Origin of the sequence: Haloarcula marismortui ATCC 43049, from assembly GCF_000011085.1 — an archaeon.
GTDB lineage: Archaea > Halobacteriota > Halobacteria > Halobacteriales > Haloarculaceae > Haloarcula > Haloarcula marismortui.
On sequence record NC_006396.1, the window covers coordinates 726,886 to 748,235 of the forward strand.

Annotated in this window: 23 protein-coding genes; 13 read left to right on the forward strand and 10 right to left on the reverse strand. The window is 64.6% G+C overall.

What is annotated here, in order from left to right; genetic code table 11:
- Nucleotides 1-20: 20 nt before the first annotated feature.
- The 4 genes from RR_RS07730 to RR_RS07745 are packed head-to-tail and all read right to left on the reverse strand — an operon-like array spanning nt 21 to nt 4,331.
- A complete protein-coding gene (locus tag RR_RS07730) occupies nt 21-758 on the reverse strand; it encodes an NRDE family protein (protein ID WP_004961474.1) in 738 nt (245 codons plus the stop codon).
- A gap of 54 nt (nt 759-812) precedes the next feature.
- On the reverse strand, nt 813-2,336 hold the full coding sequence (locus tag RR_RS07735; protein WP_049938829.1) for an AMP-binding protein: 1,524 nt from the start codon (nt 2,334-2,336) through the stop codon (nt 813-815).
- Nucleotides 2,329-3,375 (reverse strand): mandelate racemase/muconate lactonizing enzyme family protein, encoded by a 1,047-nt coding sequence (locus RR_RS07740; RefSeq protein ID WP_011223269.1) that lies wholly within the window; start codon nt 3,373-3,375, stop codon nt 2,329-2,331. Before RR_RS07740 ends, RR_RS07735 begins: the two co-directional genes overlap by 8 nt.
- Nucleotides 3,372-4,331, reverse strand: a complete 960-nt coding sequence (locus RR_RS07745; RefSeq protein WP_011223270.1) for a 1,4-dihydroxy-2-naphthoate polyprenyltransferase — start codon at nt 4,329-4,331, stop codon at nt 3,372-3,374. The genes RR_RS07740 and RR_RS07745 overlap by 4 nt, the downstream gene beginning before the upstream one ends.
- Nucleotides 4,332-4,465: 134 nt before the next feature.
- Here RR_RS07745 and RR_RS07750 point away from each other — a divergent pair, with 134 nt between their 5' ends.
- Together RR_RS07750 and RR_RS07755 are read left to right on the forward strand one after the other, a co-directional pair.
- Nucleotides 4,466-6,085: a long-chain-fatty-acid--CoA ligase gene (locus RR_RS07750; protein ID WP_007190398.1), complete on the forward strand. Its 1,620-nt coding sequence runs from the start codon at nt 4,466-4,468 to the stop codon at nt 6,083-6,085.
- A 159-nt stretch (nt 6,086-6,244) separates the two neighbouring features.
- A complete protein-coding gene (locus RR_RS07755; RefSeq protein ID WP_011223271.1) occupies nt 6,245-8,491 on the forward strand; it encodes a hybrid sensor histidine kinase/response regulator in 2,247 nt (748 codons plus the stop codon).
- A gap of 184 nt (nt 8,492-8,675) precedes the next feature.
- Here RR_RS07755 and RR_RS07760 read toward each other — a convergent pair whose 3' ends face one another.
- The 5 genes from RR_RS07760 to RR_RS07780 form a co-directional block, all read right to left on the reverse strand.
- Complete coding sequence (locus RR_RS07760) at nt 8,676-9,110, reverse strand: hypothetical protein (RefSeq protein WP_004961456.1); 435 nt, start codon at nt 9,108-9,110, stop codon at nt 8,676-8,678.
- Nucleotides 9,111-9,176: 66 nt separating this feature from the next.
- Nucleotides 9,177-10,226 carry an SMP-30/gluconolactonase/LRE family protein gene (locus RR_RS07765; RefSeq protein WP_011223272.1) on the reverse strand — a complete coding sequence of 350 codons (1,050 nt, stop codon included), beginning with the start codon at nt 10,224-10,226 and terminating at the stop codon, nt 9,177-9,179.
- A gap of 91 nt (nt 10,227-10,317) precedes the next feature.
- Nucleotides 10,318-10,620: a hypothetical protein gene (locus RR_RS07770; protein WP_011223273.1), complete on the reverse strand. Its 303-nt coding sequence runs from the start codon at nt 10,618-10,620 to the stop codon at nt 10,318-10,320.
- On the reverse strand, nt 10,613-11,629 hold the full coding sequence (locus tag RR_RS07775) for a DUF7490 domain-containing protein (protein WP_049938830.1): 1,017 nt from the start codon (nt 11,627-11,629) through the stop codon (nt 10,613-10,615). Before RR_RS07775 ends, RR_RS07770 begins: the two co-directional genes overlap by 8 nt.
- Nucleotides 11,630-11,706: 77 nt before the next feature.
- On the reverse strand, nt 11,707-12,489 hold the full coding sequence (locus RR_RS07780; RefSeq protein WP_004961444.1) for a DUF2797 domain-containing protein: 783 nt from the start codon (nt 12,487-12,489) through the stop codon (nt 11,707-11,709).
- A gap of 48 nt (nt 12,490-12,537) precedes the next feature.
- Between RR_RS07780 and RR_RS07785 the strand changes: the two genes are divergently transcribed.
- The gene (locus RR_RS07785) at nt 12,538-12,993 is read left to right on the forward strand and encodes a YbhB/YbcL family Raf kinase inhibitor-like protein (RefSeq protein ID WP_004961442.1); all 456 of its coding nucleotides are present in this window, start codon (nt 12,538-12,540) and stop codon (nt 12,991-12,993) included.
- Nucleotides 12,994-13,001: 8 nt separating this feature from the next.
- On the opposite strand, the gene RR_RS07790 is transcribed toward RR_RS07785, so the two are convergent.
- Nucleotides 13,002-13,928: an NAD-dependent epimerase/dehydratase family protein gene (locus RR_RS07790; RefSeq protein ID WP_011223277.1), complete on the reverse strand. Its 927-nt coding sequence runs from the start codon at nt 13,926-13,928 to the stop codon at nt 13,002-13,004.
- 117 nt (nt 13,929-14,045) lie between these two features.
- On the opposite strand from RR_RS07790, the gene RR_RS07795 reads away from it, so the two are divergent.
- From RR_RS07795 to RR_RS07840, 10 genes are all read left to right on the forward strand, one after another.
- Complete coding sequence (locus tag RR_RS07795) at nt 14,046-14,714, forward strand: DsbA family protein (protein WP_011223278.1); 669 nt, start codon at nt 14,046-14,048, stop codon at nt 14,712-14,714.
- Nucleotides 14,711-15,253, forward strand: a complete 543-nt coding sequence (locus tag RR_RS07800; RefSeq protein WP_011223279.1) for a tRNA (cytidine(56)-2'-O)-methyltransferase — start codon at nt 14,711-14,713, stop codon at nt 15,251-15,253. The genes RR_RS07795 and RR_RS07800 overlap by 4 nt, the downstream gene beginning before the upstream one ends.
- Before the next feature lie 55 nt (nt 15,254-15,308).
- The gene (locus tag RR_RS07805) at nt 15,309-16,661 is read left to right on the forward strand and encodes a sulfatase (protein ID WP_011223280.1); all 1,353 of its coding nucleotides are present in this window, start codon (nt 15,309-15,311) and stop codon (nt 16,659-16,661) included.
- Nucleotides 16,658-17,215 carry a dihydrofolate reductase gene (locus RR_RS07810; RefSeq protein WP_011223281.1) on the forward strand — a complete coding sequence of 186 codons (558 nt, stop codon included), beginning with the start codon at nt 16,658-16,660 and terminating at the stop codon, nt 17,213-17,215. Before RR_RS07805 ends, RR_RS07810 begins: the two co-directional genes overlap by 4 nt.
- A 71-nt stretch (nt 17,216-17,286) precedes the next feature.
- On the forward strand, nt 17,287-17,559 hold the full coding sequence (locus tag RR_RS07815) for a hypothetical protein (protein WP_011223282.1): 273 nt from the start codon (nt 17,287-17,289) through the stop codon (nt 17,557-17,559).
- Between the two features lie 187 nt (nt 17,560-17,746).
- On the forward strand, nt 17,747-18,277 hold the full coding sequence (tfe, locus tag RR_RS07820; RefSeq protein WP_004961418.1) for a transcription factor E: 531 nt from the start codon (nt 17,747-17,749) through the stop codon (nt 18,275-18,277).
- A complete protein-coding gene (locus tag RR_RS07825) occupies nt 18,277-18,951 on the forward strand; it encodes a DUF2110 family protein (RefSeq protein ID WP_011223283.1) in 675 nt (224 codons plus the stop codon). The genes tfe and RR_RS07825 overlap by 1 nt, the downstream gene beginning before the upstream one ends.
- A gap of 9 nt (nt 18,952-18,960) precedes the next feature.
- On the forward strand, nt 18,961-19,743 hold the full coding sequence (locus RR_RS07830) for a DUF5803 family protein (protein WP_007190386.1): 783 nt from the start codon (nt 18,961-18,963) through the stop codon (nt 19,741-19,743).
- An 81-nt stretch (nt 19,744-19,824) separates the two neighbouring features.
- On the forward strand, nt 19,825-20,667 hold the full coding sequence (locus RR_RS07835; RefSeq protein WP_011223284.1) for an NOP5/NOP56 family protein: 843 nt from the start codon (nt 19,825-19,827) through the stop codon (nt 20,665-20,667).
- Nucleotides 20,664-21,296 carry a fibrillarin-like rRNA/tRNA 2'-O-methyltransferase gene (locus RR_RS07840; protein ID WP_011223285.1) on the forward strand — a complete coding sequence of 211 codons (633 nt, stop codon included), beginning with the start codon at nt 20,664-20,666 and terminating at the stop codon, nt 21,294-21,296. The genes RR_RS07835 and RR_RS07840 overlap by 4 nt, the downstream gene beginning before the upstream one ends.
- Nucleotides 21,297-21,350: the final 54 nt, after the last annotated feature.

Here is a 21,350-nt window from a genome sequence, read left to right on the forward strand (position 1 = left end):
TCATACCGTGAGTCGGCCGCTTAAATCTGACCTTCGACCGGGCGGTACGGCGTCCGGCATGGCGGCCCGGCCGCGTGCCGATACTCGTGGGCAGCACCCAGTGTGATGAGCGACGACGACCGCGTCCCGAATCCGTCACCGTGGACGCAGACGCCGTACTCGTGGTCGCTGATGGTTTCGCCTGCCCGATCAATCCATTCGTCGGCGGCTTCGCCGGGCTCCGGAACCAGCGCCTCGCGCAACCGCGTCGCGTTGTTCGCTTGCTCCTCGCCGGCATCGGGCCGATGGGCTGGAATCCGGTAGTCGCCGTCCGCGCCAACGTTGACGACGACGTGAACGCCGGGCTGGAAGTTCTGGACCGCGAGCTGGCCGTCCCATTCCAGCAGGACGGCGGCGTTCTCGTCTGCCAGCAAAAGGTTGAATCCCGAGTATTCGGCGTCTCTGGTCGCTTGCTCGACGGCGCGGGCGGCTGACTCCGCGCTCTCGTGACTCAGCGCGTCCCGGACGAGCAGGCCGCGCGAGCGGTCGCCGGCAAGGTCGGCGTCGACCCAGCGGTTCGTCACCGCCGCTAGCAGGCCGTGCTCGTTGTAGCCGATCCACGTCCCGTCGGCTTCCTCGTCAGCCGGTGCGACGACGCGACTGCCCCAGTGGCGCTGTTGTGGCGGCTGTGACGGCCTATCGAGTCGCTCGTCGCGGTTCGCTGCGACCGCGACCGGCGTGCCGTCGAAGACCTGCCACGCGAGGACGATTGTACACACGGAACTGCATACGCTATCGACGTAGAAAACCGCTTGGCCGCGAGCCCCAATCCGCTATGCCGATTCGTTCGACTCGCTGGCAGTCCCGAAATGCGACCGGACGGCGGCCCGGTCTACGGTCCCTGAGGCCGTCCGTGGGAGCGCGTCGGCGATTCGAACTGTCTTCGGAACCTCGTACGGCGCGAGTCGCTCAGCACAGTGGTCGCGAACCGCCGTAGGCGATACGTCTCCGACGACCAGCGCGGCGACCCGCTGCCCCCACTCTTCATCCGGAAGGCCCACGACGGCCGCGTCCTCGACTGCCGGGTGTTCGCGAATGGTGTCAGCAACCGTCGACGCGTCGACGTTCTCTCCGCCGGTCACGATCTGGTCGTCGACACGGCCTTCGACCCAGAGGTGGCCGTCCGCGTCCCGGTAGCCGATGTCGCTGGTCCGAAAGCCGTGGTCGCTGAACGCGTCATCGTCGCCGTTCAGATAGCCCGGCGTCACCGTGGGGCCGTCGACGACTATCTCGCCACGTTCGCCGGGGTCACAGGCGGCCCCGTCAGCGACGACCGTCACGTCGGTGAACACGAGCGGCTGGCCGACGGTGCCGGCGTGTTCGAAGGCTGTCTCGGGCCGCGCCGTCGCTATCTGTGACGCCGTCTCGGTCATCCCGTAGGTGGGATAGACCGGTACGTCCCGCTCCCGACACCGTTCGATGAGCGTCTCGCTGGCCGGCCCGCCACCGAGCAGGACGAAGCGGAGCGAGGCCGGTGGTTCCCAGCCAGCGTCCAGCAGCCGCGAGAGCATCGTCGGCACCAGCGAGACGCCCGTCACCCCGTGTTCCGCGAGCACCTGCTGTGTCGCGTCGGCGTCGAACGACCGCTGGACGACGGCCGCAGTGCCGTATAGCGCGCTCCGGATGAACGGAGCCAGTCCGCCCATGTGGTAGGTCGGTAAGCAGACCAGCCAGCGGTCATCCGGAAGCACGCCGAGGCGGTACGACGACGCGACGGCGCTAGCGACGAGGTTGCCGACGGTCAGTCGGACGCCTTTCGGCTCGCTGGTCGTCCCCGAGGTGAAGATGACCAGCTGGGTGTCCGTGCGGGAGAGGGGTGCCGGGGTCACGTCGGTGGCTGTTTCATCAGCCGAACCCGCCGCTGCTGTCTCGTCGGCGACGGCAGCCGCTGACAGTTCCCTGTCGACCGAAACGGTGGGACAGCCGTCGATGTCGGCCGCCAGCGACGCGGTGCTGTCTCCACAGACCAGCAGGTCCGCGTCAACTGTCGAGAGCTGGCTTTGGAGCGTCGCCGCGTCGAGTTCGACGTTCAGCGGCGCGAGTGTCGCCCCCAGTCGCATCGCCGCAAACAGGAGCGTCCCGACCGCCGGCCGCGTCGGCAGGAGTGTCGCGACGGTGGCGTCCGGGGCGTCGACCCGCCGGTCGAGTTCGGCAGCCACCGCATCGACGGCAGCATCGAGTTTCCGGTAGGTGACCGCGTTCCCGGAGGCCGCCGCGACCATCGCCGTCCGGTCGGGTGTCGTGTCGGCGCGGTGCGTTACGAGGTCCTGTGTCGGCCAATTGAGGGGGTCACGCATCGGTCCCCACCTCTGTCGGATCGATTCCCAGACCGGTCGACTGGGGGACCGACATCGCACCATCCGTTACTGTCGTCGGGTCCGGCGCGAGGTCGGCCGCCAGTCGGTCGCCGGTCGCCAGACCGCACGCGGCCACGTCGGGAATCGCGGCGGCGACGTGCAGTGCCGCGAGGCGGGCAACGACGGCGTCGATGGTCGTCGTGACGACCGGCTCGACACCCTGTTCGCGTGCCCGGAGTGCCAGCGTGTGGGCGTTGCCGGGGCCGCCCAGCACCATCGGCTTCAGTATCAGCACGTCGGCTGCGTCGGCATCGAGGACGCTGTCGACCCGGCGGTCAACGAGGGACTCGTCGAGCGCAACGCCGACCCCGTTGCCTCGAAGCCCGGCATGTCCCGTGAGGTCATCGGCCGGGAGTGGCTGTTCGACGTAGGCCACGTCCAGCGGCGCGAGGCGGTCGAAGGCCTCTTGCGCTCGGTCACGGGACCACGCGCCGTTGGCGTCGGCCCGCAGGGTCACGTCGTCGCCCACCCGCTCGCGGACGGTCCGAACGCGCGCCACGTCTTCGTCGACGGTTCGCTTCCCGACCTTGAGCTTACAGCAATCGTAGCCGGCCTCAACCGCTCGCTCGACGGCGTCGGCGGTCTCGGCTGGAGACCCGTCGCCGACTGTCGCGTTGACCGGGACGCGATTGCAGTGCCTCTCGGAGTCGAACCACTGGTACAGCGGCACGCCGTCGGCTCTGGCGTCGGCGTCCAGTAGCGCGGTCGCAAAGCCGTGTCGGGCGGCAGGAACCGATGCGGCGTCCAGCGACAGCAAGACATCTGTGTGCCCACCGCCGGCTGCGACCGTGGCAGCGTCGTTGAGCCCGCGCTGGCAGTCGTCGAGCGACTCCGTCCAGCCCGGGAGCGGCGTGGCTTCGCCGACGCCGGTTTCGCCGCGGTGGTCATAGCGGACGACGAACCCCGAACGCTGGCTAATTGTCTCGCGGGCGGTCGCGAGCGGACTCGACAGCGGGAGGGAGAACGAATCGACCTTCATAGTAGCTGTGTGGCGGCGAGACCTGCCGCGAACAGGACGGAGTGGGCGAACAGCGTCTGGCCGACCCGTTCGAGCGTCGGGTTCAGTGCGTCGCCGCCGGTCTGTGTGAGGACTGTTTTCGAGATAGTCGCCGCCAGTGGCAGCGTCAGCAGCGGGGCCAGTGCCGCCAGTCCGTACTGGCTATCGAGGGCGAACACGACCGGGACGACGTAGGCCATCCCGACCATCAGGAGAAATTCGACGCGGCTCCAGCCGTAGCCCAGATAGACGGCCAACGTCTTCTTGCCAGCGGCGCGGTCCGTCTCGCGGTCTCGGATGTTGTTGACGACGAGAATCGCCGTCGACAGCCCGGCCGCTGGGAGGCTTGCCGTGATGGCAGCAGCAGTGACCGACCCCGGCGGGAGCGTCATCGGGAACGTACCGACGCCGCTTGCGCTCGCCACGGCCTGCACGTAATATGTGCCGGTCACAGCGACGAGACCGAAGTAAACGAACACGAACAAGTCGCCGAGACCGCGGTAGCCGTAGGGGAACGGACCGCCGGTGTAGAGAACCCCGGCGGCGATGCCCGAGAGGCCAACCACGACGATGGGGAGACCGCCGACGGCGACGAGATAGACGCCGATGACGACAGCGAGGCCGTAGGTCGCTATCATCGCCCGTTTGACCTCCTCGGCGTCGATGAGGCCGCCAGCGGTCACACGGGTGAATCCCTCACGCTCGTCGGTGTCGGCCCCCTTTACCGCGTCGTAGTAGTCGTTCGCAAAGTTCGTTCCAATCTGGATAAGCAGCGCACCTACCAGCGCCGCGACTGCCGGCAACAGAGCGAAGACACCGGCGTGGACTGCCAGGCCCATCCCAACGATGACCGGCGCGGCCCCGGCAGGCAGTGTCTGTGGCCGCGCGGCCATCACCCACGCCTGCCGCTTCGAAACGTCTGCCGTCGCTGTACTCATTGCTCAAAACTGGGGACGCTATCCTCAAAGCGACTGTGGTTCGACAGGCACCCTAAATATAACCGGTGCCGAGACAGCAAAATCAGGGGAGTATCACAACCACTTTATCATGATTAACCATACGATAGCCTGAGATGCATAAGCCACTGCTTACCACGGATTTTCTCGACCGTGCGCGGGAATACTACGGGGACAAAGAGGCTATCGTCGCCACGACCGGTGAGCGCTTCACGTACGACGAGTTCGGGGAACGAGCCGACGGGTTCTCGGCGGCGATGGCTGCCCGTGGCATCGAGAAGGGGGACCGGGTGGCCGTCTTGGACCCGAACACGCACTACCAGCTCGAAGCGGCCTACGGAACCATGCAGCTGGGCGCGGTCCACACGCCGCTGAACTACCGGCTCGTGCCGGACGATTTCGAATATATCCTCTCGGACGCCGAAGTCGACGCCGTTTACGCGGACTACGAGTACGCGGACAAGATCGAGCCGATCCGTGACGAGGTGCCCACCGACATCTTCGTGACTAACGACACGGATGCCGTCGACGGCGACTGGGAGTCCTTCGACGAAATCATCGAGGAGGCGGGAACCGACTACGAGCGGCCAGAGATGGACGAGGACGACCTTATCACCATCAACTACACCTCGGGAACCACCGGCGACCCGAAGGGTGTCTGTCGGACCCACCGGACCGAGACACTCCACGCCTACATCGTTGCGCTCCATCAGGAAATCTCGGACGACGATGTCTACCTCTGGACGCTCCCGATGTTCCACGTCAACGGCTGGGGCCACATCTTCTCGGTCACCGGGATGGGCGCGAAACACGTCTGCACCCGCGGTGTTGATGCCGAAGGCATCTTCGACGCCGTCAGGACTGAGGACGTGTCCTATCTCTGTGGCGCGCCGACGGTGTTGAACATCCTTGCGGATCGCTATGCGGCCCACGACGGGGAAATCGAGACGACCGGTGCGAACGACGTGCGCATCGCGACGGCCGGCAGCGCACCGCCGGAGGCCGTCATCCGAACCGTCGAGGACGACTTCGGCTGGTACCTGAAACACGTTTACGGCGCGACCGAAACCGGCCCGCTCGTCACGACCTCGGACGCCCGGCGCTTCTTCGAGGACGGGAGCAACGCCCGCTTCAGCGTCAAGAAGCGCCAAGGTATCGGCTACCTCGGGACCGATGTCCGGGTCGTCGACGAGGACGGCAACGACGTGCCACACGACGACGAGACGCTTGGGGAGGTCGTCGTCCGCGGCAATCAGGTGATGGACCGCTACTGGAACAAACCCGAACAGACGGAAGAGGCCTTCTCCGACCGCGTCGAGGGCTACTACCACATGGGCGACTTGGCGACGGTCGACGAGGACGGCATGGTTGCCATCCGCGACCGCAAGAAGGACATCATCATCTCCGGCGGCGAGAACATCTCCAGCATCGAACTAGAGGACACGCTCTACGAACACGACGCCGTCAGCGATGTCGCAGTTATCCCCGCCCCGAGCGACGAGTGGGGCGAGACGCCGAAGGCCTTCGTCGTCCCGAATTCGGGCGATCCCGACAACCCGGGCGTGACAGCCGAGGACCTCCGGACGTTCACCCGCGAACAGCTGGCGACCTACAAAGTCGTTCGCCGCGTGGAGTTCGTCGAGGAACTGCCCACGACAGCAACTGGGAAGGTCCAGAAGTACGAGCTCCGCGAACAGGAGTGGGAAGACGAAGACGAGATGGTCGGCCAGGGATAGCGACCCGCAAGAACCTCACAGAAGTGTAAATTATTTATAATTAAGCGGGGCCGAAAGATGGAACACGTAGCCCGTCAATGACGGGCATATGTTAGCTTCCGGTTTCAGAGATGGTCTTTTAATTCAGCTTCCTATAATGTGTGACTACTACCCAAAGATATGACTGCTATCGCTGAGACAATTTGCATTCTCCACGTCGATGATGAACCGGGATTTGCCGACATGGCAGCGACGTTTCTGGAACGCGAGGACGACCGGGTAGACGTGCAGACTGCGACGTCCGCCACAGCGGGGCTAGAAATCCTAGCTGACAACGACATCGACTGTGTCGTCTCCGACTACGATATGCCCGAGCGGAACGGCATCCAGTTCCTCGAAGCCGTCCGCGAGGAATACGGGTCGCTTCCATTTATTCTGTACACTGGCAAAGGCTCCGAGGAGATCGCAAGCGACGCTATCTCGGCCGGAGTCACCGATTATCTGCAGAAAGAGAGCGGCACCGACCAGTACGCGGTGCTCGCGAACCGAATCACCAACGCAGTGGAGTCTCAGCGTGTCAAGCGAGAGCGGAACCGCCAACTCGATGCCATCGAGACCGCACAGGAGGGCATCAGTATCCTTGACGAAGATGGGGAGTTCATCTTCGTCAACGAAGCCTACGCGGACCTCTACGGCTACGAACCGGAGGAGATGCGGGGGCGACACTGGGAGCTGCTGTACCGGGACGAGGACATCCCGCGTATCTACGACGACATCCTCCCGACTGTCGAGGCAAGCGGCTACTGGACCGGGACGACGACGGGGCTCCGTGCCGACGGGAGTACGTTCACCGAAGACCACGTACTCGCGCGGACCGACCGCGGTGAGTTGGTCTGCACTGTCCGGGATATCTCCGACCAGCGAGACGGCGAACAGGAGCTCTCCCGGATCAAACGTGCCATGGACGAGGCCCCGGTCGGAATCACGATCACCGGCCCCAAACAGGAGGACACTCCGATCAGCTACGCGAACAGGCAGTTTCTGGAACTGACCGGCTACACGGAGTCTGAGGTCCGCGGCCGGAACTGCCGGTTCCTCCAGGGCGAGGAGACCGAGGCAGAGCCGGTCGACGCGATGCGGGCGGCCATCGACGCGGACGAACCCGTATCGGTCGAACTCCGGAACTACCGGAAAGACGGAACCATGTTCTGGAATCAGGTGTCTATCGCCCCAGTCCGCGACAACGACGGAACGGTCGTCAACTACGTTGGGTTCCAACGGGACATTACCGAACGGAAAGAACACGAACGCCGCCTCAAAGCTCTCAGCGAGTCGGTGCAGGACCTGCTCCAGGCAGACACGCGCGAGGAAGTGGCCGAAATCGGTGTCGAGACGGCCCGCACGGTACTGGGACTCGAAGCCAACACGATCCACCTCTACAACGAGGCCGAACGGACGCTCGAACCGGTCGCCGCCTCTGACGGGATATATGACCTGCTAGAGGATTTGCCGACCTTCACGCCCGGAGATAGCATCGCGTGGCGCGTCTACGAGTCCGGCGACGCACTCGCAGTCGATGATGTCCACGCTGACCCGGACATCTACAACCCGGACACGCCAATCAAAAGCGAACTATATCTCCCGCTCGGCAGGCATGGAATCCTGCTGGCCGGTTCGGGGACAAACGCGGCGTTCGACCAGCGAGACGTCATTCTCGGAGAGATTCTGGCCGGACACATCATCAGCGCGCTCAAGCAGGTCGAAGGGACCGAACAGTTACGCGACCGCGAACGGGACCTCGAACAGCACAACGACCGGCTCGAAGCGTTCACGAGCGTCGTCTCACACGATCTACGGAATCCGCTGAACGTTGCACAGGGACGACTGCAACTGGCACGCGAACAGTACGAGAGTGAGCATCTGGCCGCTGTCGAACAGGCACATGAGCGAATGGACACGCTGATAACCGACCTGCTCACGCTGGCACAGGACGGTGAGACCGTCACCGACCGCGAATCGGTCGCGCTCGCGTCGCTCGCAGAAAATTGCTGGACGACCGTCGAGACGGCCGATGCGACACTCGTCACCGATATCGACCGGACTGTCCTGGCAAACGAGAGCCGCCTGAAGCAGTTATTCGAAAACCTCGTCCGGAACGCGGTCGAGCATGCCGGGGCAGACGTGACCGTAACGGTCGGAGCGTTAGACGACGGGTTCTACGTCGCGGACGACGGCCCCGGCATCCCCGAAGACGAGCGAGAGACAGTGTTCGAAGCCGGCTACTCAACGAGTACGGAGGGGACCGGGTTCGGGCTCAGTATCGCCCGGAAAGTTGCAGCGGCACACGATTGGGAGATCAGCGTTCGGGATAGTGCTGATGGTGGCACACGCTTCGAGATTACCGGCGTCTCGTTTTGTGATTCGTAGCGACTGGCACGGCGTCCGTCTGGGGGCTTGCTGGCACTCGTTCAGTGACCCTCGTCACTCCACCGCTGTTCTGTTGAGAAATGGTCGTTGCCCGACCGCTGTTCGATAACGAGCAGACGCTATCTGTCGGAGTGAGATATCGCTGCCTCGTTTATCTGCAAAAACGTCGGCGAACCGAGTTCCGTTAGTCTTCGAGCGCGTCAGCGATGCGGTCGAGCGAGCGTCGCATATCGTGGACTTCGTCCCGGAGCTTTCGCATCTCTCGCGTAAGTTCCTCGTTGTCGCTCCCGCCCGATTCCTCGCGCTGCCCTGGCGGGCCGCCGCCCATGCCGCCGGGGCCGCCCGGACCGGGACCGCCGGGACCGCCGCCCATCATGCCGCCCATCATCTGTGCGAAGGGGTTGCCGCCGCCCATGCCGCCGGGGCCGCCGCCACCGCCCATCATCTCTTCCATGCGCTCTTCGCGGCTCATCTCTTCGCCGTCGCCCTCGCCTTCTTCGCGCTCCTCGGCGCGCTGCTGTCGGATCTCCTCGACTCGCTCGCGGAAGGACTTCTCCTCGCCGCCTTCCTCGGTCGCATCCGCCGATTCGCCAGCGTCTTCAGGTTCATCGTCTGCCATACGCTCGGATTTGGTTGGGCCGCTGAAAAGGGTTGCCGTCCGAAGACAGACTTCATAAACGGTCGGTCAGCGAGGGACGCTGGTCCGGAGAATTGCGCCGTCTTCGGGTGACTGGTTCGCAAAGTTACAGATGAACAGCGACTCCTGCTGGTCGCCGGTCCGGAAGAGCACATCGGAAGGGAACACCAGCCCGTTGTCCGCCGTTGCGACGACGTCCGTGGTCCCGTCCGCAGTCACTCTGACGACGCGGTTCTGGCTGTTGGCCGCGACGTAGATGTCGCCGTCCCGGCTGGTAATCCCGTCGGCTCCAAATATCGCCCCACCCTCGAAGAACATCGAGGGCTCGCCGGCAGCGCCGTCCGACTCAACCGGAACGCGGAGCAAGCGGCCAGTTTCTTCGGGGGCTCGCGTCACTGCGACGAAGATGTCGCCGTCGGCGTCGCGGGTGATTCCGTTCGCGCCGAAACTCTCCGTTTCCAGCCGGTCGTCATCCAGCCAGGTCGACCGCTCGCCGTCGGTCGTGACCGCGTAGACCACGCCGTTTTGCGATTCGGTCACCAGCAGGCGCTCCTGGTCAGCATCGTAGTGGATGTCGTTCGGGAACCCGCCCATCTCCACGAGTTGCGCCGCGTCGCCGTCGAGCGGGATTTCCCAGACGCCAGCCTGATCGTCCTGTGTGGCGACGGCGACGTATACCGTTCCATCGGGCGCTGCTTCGACGCCAATCGCGCCGGGCAGCGTCGCAATCTGTTCGGTATCTTCGAGGGAAAGGCCGGTCGCGCCGGTCTCTGCCGCAGGGACGCGCCGAACCTCGCCGGCCGTGATACCGAAGTACAGGCCGCCGTCAGGACCGAGGGCCATGTTCTCCGGTACGCGGTCGCCGCCGACCGAGACGAGCGTCTCGACGGCTTCCTGGTCCGGCGTCGCTGTCGCGGTGTCGGTTGCCGGCGGCTCGTCGGTTGTCGTCGTGGGTTCGGCATCACCATCGTCAGTGGGTGACGGCGTCGAGTCAGTGGCAGTCGACTCATCGCCGCCGGTACAGCCGGCCAGCCCCACACTGGCGATGGCGCTGCAGCCCATCAGGAATCGTCGCCGCGTCGCGCGTCGTTGGGTCATGATATCCCTCTCGACGTATGGCTGACAGGTGCCTGAAACCTCGGATTACTGAAACGCCGACTGTGGGTACCTGATATGGCTGGGGACGGGCTCAGGCGAGTCGTCGGACCAGCACCGAGAGCCCCAGTCCGCAGCCGAGCACCACGGCGAGGTTGAACGCCGCGTTGAACAGCGGTCGATATCTGTCGGTGACGAACGTATCAATCGCCGACGACGCGGAAAAGTAGAACTGGAGTGTCGCGATGAGCGCGACGAGCGTGAGGATAGCAAACACTGCCCACTGCGCGTAGAGGGCGATCGCCGGCCCCGAGTCCTCATCGGTCTCGCCGACAGCGTCGTCGGTATCCGCGTCAATATCCTGTGCCACTGTGTCGGTGTTGGAGGTATCACTCATTGGTCTGTCTCCGTGCGATGAGGAGCGCGCTTGCGAGGACGGCAATCAGGCCGACCAGCGCCGTGAAGCCGGGACCTTCTCCGGCCGCAGTCTGCTGTGGTTCGTCCATCCCTCGTTCTTCGGGGCGGTCCTGCTCGAAGTCACTGGACTGGAAGCCGACTTCCTGCCGGGTTTCGTTCTCCTGCAGGCGCTCCGTCGGATGGAGGTTCGCCGGGGAACTTTCGGTCCCGACGATGACGCCGTCGGAGAGCAACATCCCGTCGAGCCAGTAGTTGTAGTCGTCAGGCACCGTTAGCTGGGTTCTGACGATCTCCGTTCGGCCGGGGCGAATCTGGCCGACCCGCACGGTCGACTCGTCGGCGATGACGTTCGAGTCAGCCTGCCGCGCCCGGAGGCGAAGCGAGAGGTCATCGGACGGGGTGTTGCCAGCATTTGTGACGTACACCGACACGTTCAGCGTCGTCTGATTGTCCGAGACGCCGTCGATCCGGTAGGTGATGGAATCGAGCGGCACGCCAGCGTTCTCGAAGCGCTGGAACGTCACGGTACTGCGGGCGTACGCCGGTGTGAGCGCGTCGACGTTCTGGACCGACTGCTGGCCGGTTTCGACCCGGTTCCCGTCCTCGTAGACGATCGTGTCTATCCGATAGCCGCCCGCCCGCTCGACTGTGATGTTTGACCGCACCGATACCTCTCGTTCCCCTTCGACTGTGCCGACCGACTGTCGCGTCGTCGTTGCGACGAGGCCGGTGTCCGCGTCGATAGCTCGCGTCTCGACGGTGACGTTCTCGGCGGGACCACCGCGGTGAGAGAGTCGGGCGTCGATGGCGAGCGTCACTGTCTGGCCGTCGACGGCGGCCGGTTCGATGGTCGTCTCGCGGAGGTCGAGATAGCTCTCACGAACGTTGTCCTCGGGTTCGGAGAGCGCGCCGGGGACCGCTGTTGCACCGATGAGCATGGTCAGGACGACCACGACCACGCCACCGGTCAGGAGGGTTTCACGTCGCACACGAGGAAGGGCAACAGCCGCGTTTAAATGTCTTCTGCACTGTCAAGTGTGGATTACAGCGACGCCAGTCTCCAGTGTTACCCGAACGCACCGAGGCTCGACTGGAGGTCGCGGTCGGTCCCGCCGTCGGTAAGTTCGTAGCCGACGAGCTGTCGGAGGTCGACAGCATAGACACTGCCGTTGTTCTCAAGCACGGCGACTCGTCCCTTCGTCCCCCGGACGGTCCCCGTCGCCAGGGTTTCGGCCATCGGACGGTCCGAGAGGGGCAGGTCGTACTCGAAGTCGTAGGTCGCCAGCGGGTCATAGCGCTCACAGAGCGACGCCCACCAGTCCGTGTCGACGGACTGGTCGAATCCCGATATCTTCGTGGGAACTCTGACCCGGTCGCCCAACTCAACGGCGATGTCGGCCTCGACCTGTCGGGCGATACGGCCGTCGGCGACGGTCCGGAGGTGGGCGGCCCTGTCAGCCCCCTGCTCACGGAGCCGTGTTTCCAGCCGCCAGGAGCGGGTGACGCCGACCTTGATGACATCCGGCGCGAACGCCGCCAGATACACCGCGTGTTCCTCGTCGCAGGTGTCGAGGGGCTTGTTGCAGTCACCGGTACAGCGGGCACACGGCCAGATGTCGGTGTGTTCCGGGCAGTACGGCGCAGAGTCATTGTCGCAGTGAAAATGTCGGTCGCCGTCGACCGCGCCGGCGCAGTGGCGCTCACCGAGCGTGTAGGAAAGGTCCGTGTTCGGGTCCAGTCGCTCAGTAGTCACGCTCCCGTCCTCGGCCAACAGGAGCGCGGCGTGTTCGTCGACCCGCGTGCGGTAGCCCACGACCTGCACGTCCGGCGGTTCGGCGCGGAGCCGCAAATGGCTGCCGGGACGACGTTTTTGTGTTTGTCTGTCATATCTCCTGACATGGCAGACCTACAGCTCCGAAGTCCGGCTTTCGACGACGGGGACCGTATCCCCGAGGAACACGGCTACTCGGCGGCAAACACGAACCCACCGCTAGAAATCGAAAACGTTCCGTCGGACGCGTCGTCGCTCCTCCTCATCGTCGACGACCCGGACGCCGAGGAGCCGGCCGGAAAGGTGTGGGACCACTGGCTCGTCTGGAACATCCCGCCGGATATTGGTCGGATACCGGCGGGGTGGGAGCCCGATGAGGCCACAGAAGGACAGAACGACTTCGGTGAGGTTGGCTGGGGCGGTCCGAATCCGCCGGACCGGGAGCACACGTATCGGTTCCTCCTGTACGCGCTAGATACGACGCTTGACCGCTCCCCGGCAGCCGATAAAGACGACGTGTACGACGCGGCCAGCGGCCACGTCGTGGAAAAAGCACAACTGAACGGTACGTACCCGGCCTGAATCCGCGCTCAGAGTTCTTCGAGCAGTTCGCGGGTCGACTGTCGCACCGCGTCGTCGCTCGACTGTTCGGGCTCCCAGCCCAGTGCTGAGAGCTTGTCGACGGAGAGGCGCATTCGCGGCACGTCACCCGTCCAGCCGCGGTCACCGCCGGTGTACTCGTACTCGGGGTCGATATCCATCTCGTCAGCGACGATAGTGGCGATGCGGTCGACCGATGTGGTCGTCCGCGTCCCGAGATTGAACACGTTGTGGTCCTTGTCGGCGTGTTCGACGGCGAACAGCATCGCGTCGATGCACTCGGAGATGTGCATATAGGACTTCTCTTGACGGCCGTCACCGAGAATCGTCAGCGTCGACGAGTCTTCGGTGAGCTTCTCGATGAAGTCGGGGATGACCGCCCCGCGAAGGCGCGGGCCGACGATGTTCGCAAACCGGAACACCCAGGACTGGATGTCGTGGCTGTGGGCGTACGTCGAGACGAGCGACTCCTCTGCGAGTTTCGTCGCGCCGTAGACACTGATTGGCTCAAGCGGCGCGTAATCCTCTGGAGTCGGTCGCGGCGCTTCGCCGTATACTGTAGATGACGACGTAAACACGAGGTTTTCGACGCCGGCTTCCTGCATCTGTTCGAGAATGTTGTACGTGATGTCGCTGTTGTCCTCGAACTGCCGGCGGGGCGTGTCCGTGTCGACCAGTTTCGACGCCGCTAGATGGACGACGAGGTCGACATCGCTGGTGATAGCCTCGGCGACGGCGCCGGGGTCGGTGAGGTCACCATCCAGATAGGTCGCGTCCTCATGGACCCACTCGGATTGTCCGTTCGCTTCGTTGTCGACGACGACGACGTCGTTGTCCGGAACGAGGCGCTCGACCAGATGCGACCCGATAAAGCCTGCCCCGCCGGTAACGACTATTCGCTTCTCTGATACGTCCATAGGTGCGATGCTTCCTAGGCGAGAAAAAACGTTGTGGTCGCGGCCGATTCCGGCGGAGTCGGTAGGCAAGTAACGGATGACAACGTCGTTTTATAGCTTCCCCTGTGAGAGTCGGCTATGACTCGATTCACTCGCCGCGGGCTGCTGGCGGCCACCGTCGGCGCTGTCGGCGCGATGGCCGGCTGTGCCGGCGGTAGCTCGGAGTCGGAATCAGCCGGGGAAACGGAGACGGCGACGCCGACGCCCGCACCGGGCCAGCCGCTCTCGACGCCCGTCGCGGGCGACCCAGAGGCCGACGTTACGGTTGCGGTGTACGAAGACTACGCCTGTCCACACTGTGCAACCTACTCGGAATCCGTCTACCCGCAGGTTCGGGAGGACTACCTCACTGATGGAGCCATCCGCTATGAGTTCCACGACTTCCCGATTCCGGTCGATGAGGACGCCTCGTGGCAGGCCGCAAGCGCTGCGCGTGCCGTACAGGACAACGTTGGCGACGGGGCCTTCTTCACCTACTCCGAGCGCCTGTTCGCGAACCAGAACCAGCTGGGGCCGGACACCTACGCCGACCTGACGGAGGGTATCGACATCGACGGCGAGACTGTTCGAGCGGCCGCGACGGGAGAACTGTACCGCCCGACAGTTTCCGGTGACCGCGAAGCCGGCATTGACCGTGGCGTTCAGGGAACGCCAGCCGTGTACGTCAACAACGAGCGGGTCGAATGGAGCGAGGTCTCCTACGAACCGGTCCGGGCCGCCATTGAAGCCGCACGGAGCGACGGATGAAGGATTCCCCACAGGTGACGGTGCTCCGACTGGGCCACCGGCCCGGCCGGGACGAGCGGATGACGACCCACGTTGGGCTGACCGCACGCGCGCTCGGGGCCGACAAGGTCGTGCTGGCCAACGCCGCGCGCAACCAGGCCGACACCGTCATCGATATCACCGACCGGTTCGGTGGCCCCTTCGACGTGGCTTCGACGGAGGAGCCAAAGCGGCTCATCCGCGATTTCGAGGGGCGCGTCGTCCACCTGACGATGTACGGCGAGCCAGTCCAGGAGGTCGAGGCCGACGTTCGAGAGGCCAACACAGCGGAACCGCTGCTGGTCGTCGTCGGCGCGGAGAAAGTCCCCTTCGAGGTGTACGAACACGCCGACTGGAACGTCGGCGTCACCAACCAGCCACACTCCGAGGTTGCTTCACTGGCCGTCTTCCTCGACCGCCTGTTCGAGGGCCGGGAACTGGACCGCGAGTGGGAGAACCCCGACCGGGTGGTCGTCCCGCAGGAAACCGGCAAGCGAGTCGTCGACCCCGACGAGGAGTGATACCCACGCAGTTGTGCCGCGGGCCTTTTATCGCTCGACGCTAACTCACGCTCAGATGTCGCGTCACAACGTGTTGCTCGTCGTCGCTGACAGTCTCCGCGCCCGGAGCACCTCCGTACTGGGCTATCGCCGGGAGACGACGCCCTTTCTTGACGCCTTTGCCGAGGAGGCGACGGTGTACACGCAGGCTCGCAGCCCGAGCAACTGGACCGTCCCCAGCCACGTCAGCATGTTCACGGGCCACGAGACCCACGAACACGGTGTCGACCACACCGCTAGACTCGACGCCGGCCACACAATCTTCGAAGAACTGGCTGAAGCGGGCTATGACACGGGGTTGTTCTCCGACAATCCGTTCCTGACCGACCACGAATCGGGGCTCGACGACGTGTTCCAGACGGCGGTCGGCTCGCCCGAGCAGTATGACTCGGCCTACGAGACGAACGGCTCGCTGGGCGATTGGCCCAACGGCTTCTGGTACGCCGACCGAACGCTGGAGTGGGTCGACGACCGGGAGAGCGAGTGGGCCGCCTGCATCAACCTGATGGATACCCACCGCCCGTACGAACCGCTCGCCGAGTACGACGAATGGAGCGACGAGCGCTCCCGCGAACTCCAGGAGTCGATGGGGTTCAAGTGGCACTGGGAGTTCCTCTCGGGGAACCTCTCGCTTGGCTTTGCCAGCATTCTCGAACAGATATACGACGGCGCGGTCCGGCAGGCCGACGCTATCTTCGAGACGCTGATCCGGGGGTTGGACGAGCAGGGCGTGCTTGAGGACACGCTGGTCGTCTTCGTCGGCGACCACGGCGAGGGCTTCGGCGAACCGACAGCGATTCCCGAGGAACCACCAGCCGTCAGCCACCGTATCGGAACCCACGACAGTATGTATCACGTCCCGCTCGTCGTCCGTGCTCCCGGCCAGCGGGAGGGACACCGCATCACCGACCTGGCGACACTCAGCCGGTTCCCCGACGCCGTCCGCGCGATGGCGCTCGGCGACGGCAACGCGGACGGCCCGGCGTTTGCCTCGCCGAACGGGACTGTCGTCGCGTCACAGGCCCCCATCGGCCCGGCAATGCGCGAGGAGGCCGAACGGGTCTGTGGCGACGCTGTCCCGTTCGCAAAACATGCTCGCCTGGTCTACCACGACCGGCCCGGCGACGAGGTCCGAAAACGGGCGGCGTGGGGCGACAGTGCCCACGAATCCGTCATCAAAGGCTGTGGCGGCACGGTCGAGGACCGCGATATTGATGCCGCCGTCGTCCGGAACCACTTCGACAGCGACCGGTACGCCGACGTGGCTATCGCGACGCCGCTCGACGGCTACACCGAGTTCGAGGATGCGTCTGACACGCAGTTTGCCGGAGACCTTGACGACCGACTGGAGGCGCTTGGATACAAATGACGATGATACCCGACACCGAACTGGTACTCGTGGTCGCAGCCGACGAAAACAACGTCATCGGCCTAGATGGCGGCGTTCCCTGGCACTACCCAGAGGACGTGCGCCAGTACAAGAACCGCATCGCCGGCCACCCGATCATCCTCGGGCGGCGAACGTTCGAATCGATGAAGCCCATCCCGGACTGCTACACCGTCGTCCTGACGAGCGACGACAGGCGGAGCGCCGATTCGGAGACAGTTGAGTACGCCACAACGCCGCAGATCGCTGTCGAAGCAGCCGCTCGCGCCGGCGCGAGCGGGGCGTTCGCTGGCGACAGCGCTGGCGCAGACAGCTCACCACCAGTCACCTACGTCATCGGCGGCGAGGCGGTGTACGACCTGTTCCTCCCGTTCGCCGGCCGGGTTTTCCTCAGCCGTATCCACGAGCACAACGAGGGCGACCGGTATTTCCCAGATCTGGGCGCGGAGTGGACAGAACTGTCCCGGGAGCCCCACGACGGGTTCGATGTCATCGAATACGAACAGGCATCGCCGCGACCGCTCGACGACCTCTGACTGTTCGCCAGTCAACAAAGCCGCCTGAAACTGTCGGTGGCCTGAAAACCACAGCTGTTAAAGTAATTCAAATGACTACTATCCTGCAGCAACTCGTGATGCTAGACAAAATCAAAAAATCCGTCTCGGATGTACTCTCGGGTGGGAAGGGGCAGTCAGACAACGGACCAGAGGCCGGTGCAGTGACGAACAACCGTGTTCAGGCTAGCTCCGCCGGCGGTGACGGCGCGGCCGACGAACCTGAGTCGAATCTCTACGAGTGTTCGTCCTGTGACTCCGTCTTCGTCGCTATCGACAAAGAGACCTGCTCCTCCTGTCGGACTCCAGTCGAGCAAATCGAATAGCGGGGGTCGTGGCGACGGATTACGGTGACGGTGGTGCCCGAAAAAGGACTGCTGTCCGTCGCTGTTGCTGGCTGCCTGCGGGCACAACGAGTGCTTCCCACCAGTAGCATGGTCCCGGCCTCTGTGTCAGCGTTCAAGAGAGGACGACCCGATGGTTTTAACCACATGACTCCCGGATGTGCGGGTAATGGCTTTTGAGGAACTCTTGGAGGACCCCGTCATACAGAAATACCTCCACGAGCTGGTCGGACCGAAAGGGATGCCGGTCGCCGCCGCGCCGCCGGACGGCGAAGTGACCGACGAAGAACTGGCCGAGGAGCTCGGACTCGAACTGAACGACGTTCGCCGAGCGCTATTTATTCTCTACGAGAACGACCTCGCGACCTATCGTCGGCTCCGCGACGAGGACTCCGGGTGGCTCACGTACCTCTGGACGTTCCAGTACGAGAAGATCCCCGAACAACTGCAAGAGGAGATGCACCGCCTGCTCGACGGCCTCGAAGAGCGCCGCGAGTACGAGCGGGAAAACGAGTTCTACCTCTGTGAGCACTGCGGTATCCGCTTCGAGTTCGGCGAGGCAATGGAGTTCGGCTTCGAGTGCCCCGAATGTGGCAATCAAGTCGAGACGATGGAGAACACCCGTCTCGTCACCGCGATGGAGAATCGCCTCGAGGAGCTTAGAGACGAACTGAACGCTGACGTGGACGTGGAAGCCTGATGGTCGTTCTCGGTACAAAAGTGTACGTCGCCGGCGACGCCCGGGACCGTACGCTCGACGGCCTGCGCTCGATGGTCGGCAACGAACTCGGCGACCTCGACGTGGCGTACGACATCGGCCTCCGTGACGACGACTTCCCGACGGTGACCCTCGACGGCCCCGACGAGACGGTCGCGAAGAACCTGCTGCGCGAGGAGTTCGGCGAGCTGGTCGCCGACCACGAGGACGGCGAGACGTACGTCGGAACGCTCGATAGCTGGGACGAGGACGGCTTCGTCCTCGATGTCGGCTTCGGCCAGACGGTCCGGATTCCGGCCGATGAGCTCGGTCTCGGGCAGGGGACGCCGTCACAGATCCGGAAACGGTTCGGACTGGTCCAGCACCTTCCGCTCCGGTTCGTCCCCGGCGACCCTGCAAGCCTTGCAGAGGTTGAGCAGGACCGCCTGTACGAGTGGAGCCGTGGCAACAACGGTCGCATCAACGCGAACAGCGTGACACGCTCGGAAGCGCGTGCGACGGTCAACCGCGCCGGCCACGCACAGGATATCGTCACTGTCGAACGTATCGGCCTGTTAGAACAGAGCATCATCTGCAACCCGGACACCGACCCGCCGGGGCTGCTCGCCGACATCGGGCAGTATATGCCGTCGGAGCTGCTGGCAATCGTGCCCTGATTTCGAGCTATGAAACGCCGCCACCTCCTGTTGGTTGCCGTTCTCGCACTGGTCGCCCTTTCGGGCTGTACCGGCTTCTTCGGCTCCGAAGAGGTCGACCCGGAGCGGCTGAACGAGAACGCGAGCTACGACTGGAACACCTCAGCTGACGGGACCATCGTCATTGAGGAGTCCAAATACACCGCCGTCTACGCCGTCGAAAACGAGACGACGTTCGATGTGTACACCGTCGACGGCCTCGGGCGCGAGCGGAGTGTCCCTATCAGTGCGCTTCGGTTCCGGTACGAGAACGGGACTGTCGTTAGCGCTGCCAACTCCTCGCTGAGCGCTTCAGAGAGCCGCCAGCGAACGACTGTCAATCTCTCCGGGAACGTCTCCGGAAAGGTGGGCTACTCGGTCGCGCGGACCGGCAAGCGCTTCGCCTCCCCGACACTCGTCGAAGACGGCTCGTACACGGTCGTACTCCCGCCCAACACCGGAGCCGGGATTCCGTTCCTCTCGCGAATCAGCCCGGGAGGCTACGAGTCGGAGACCGTCGACGGCCAGCAGGTCATCCGCTGGGACGAGGTGACCTCCGACCAGATTGTCGTCCGGTACTACCTTGACCGCGACCTGTGGCTGTTCGGCGGCCTGTCGGCCATCGCCATCGCTATCGGCGTTGTGGGGACGCTGTACTACTACCGACAGCTACAGGCGGTGATTCGCCGACGCCAGGAAGCGGGCATCGACCTCGAAGAGGACGACGGTGACGACGACCCGCGGGACCGCGGGCCACCGCCGGGGATGCGCTGAGGTCGGACCGAAAGCGCAATTGGACGCCTTTCGCAGACGCTAACCGGGTCACTTTTTCGCATCGGGCGTGCACAAACGGCTATGAGCAACGGGTGGTTCGCCGGGCTGGACCCGGACGACGACGCGGCCGCTGTCGAACAGATAGAGGCCGGGCGAGCCGACACGCCGGAGGACTGGCCACAGCAGGCCGTCGAGGCAGGGTTCGCCGACGACGAGGCGGCCTACTACGACCGTCTGCACGAGGTGACGATGGCGGCCACCAGCGCGGCGGTCGCCGAACAGGAGGGCGCTGACGACCAGCAACTCGTCCACGCAGTGCGGGCGATGGCTGACTGCGAGCGGACGGCGAACGAACTCGCCGAACGGGTCGCTGAATGGGGCGGGAGCCGACACGGTGACAGCGGGAGCGGCGTCGAGTATGCCCGCTCGCTGGCCGACCGAGAAGATGAGGACGAAGGGGACCGCGCGCTCCGGTCGCTCGCCGAGCAGACGGCCGCGCTGGCCGACGAGGCGGACTCAATCCGGGCGTACATCGAGCGGACCGCGCCCGCCGTCGCGCCGAATCTCTCGATGCTGGCCGGACCCGTGCTTGCAGCCCGACTTATTTCACTGGCCGGCGGGCTCGAAGCGCTGGCGAAGAAACCGAGCGGGACAGTGCAGGTTCTCGGTGCGGAAGACGCGCTCTTTGCCCACCTCAAAGGGTCGGCCCCGTCACCGAAACACGGCGTCATCTTCACCCACGAGTACGTGCGCGGGACCCGCCGGGAGGACCGCGGGTCGGCTGCGCGGGCATTTGCGGGGAAGCTCTCGATTGCCGCCCGCATCGACCACTACAGCGGCGACCGCCGGCCAGACCTGCAGGTGGAACTTGACGAGCGCATCGAACGGATTCAGGCACGAGCCGAGGAGGGGGACGACGAATGACCCTTCCATCCGGCGTTGAGCGCCACGACTTCGGCGGTGAGACGAGTCTCGCCACACAGGGACAGCCGGTGTACGGCGAGCGGACGGACGGTGACTGGCGGCGGTGGGACCCCCACCGCTCGAAGCTCGGTGCGATGCTTGCGCACGGAATGGACACCGGCCTCGGCGGCGGCGAGACAGTGCTGTACCTCGGTGCGGCAGCCGGGACGACCGTGAGCCACGTCGCTGATTTCGGCGGGCCGACTTACGCCGTCGAGTTCGCGCCCCGACCGGTGCGGGAACTGCTGGACGCCGCGGAGAGCCGGCGAAACCTCTTTCCGCTGCTCAAGGACGCACGCAAGCCTGAGAGCTACGCCCACGTCGTCGAACCGGTCGACGTGGTTGTACAGGATGTGGCAACCAGAGGGCAGGCCCGGGTGGCGACACTCAACAAACAGTTCCTGACCGACGACGGTCGGCTGCTCGCGGCTATCAAAGCCCGGAGCGAGGACGTGACTGCCGACCCCGACGCCGTGTTCGACAGCGTGCGTGCGGAACTCAGCGCCGAGTACGAACTGCTGGAGACGGCGCGACTGGACCCGTATCACGAGGACCATCTCGGTATCGTCGCTCGGCCCCGCAAGGACTGACGCGGGACCTCTTGTTCACGCGAGTCACGTCAGGATGGAATCCAGTTGTGCGGG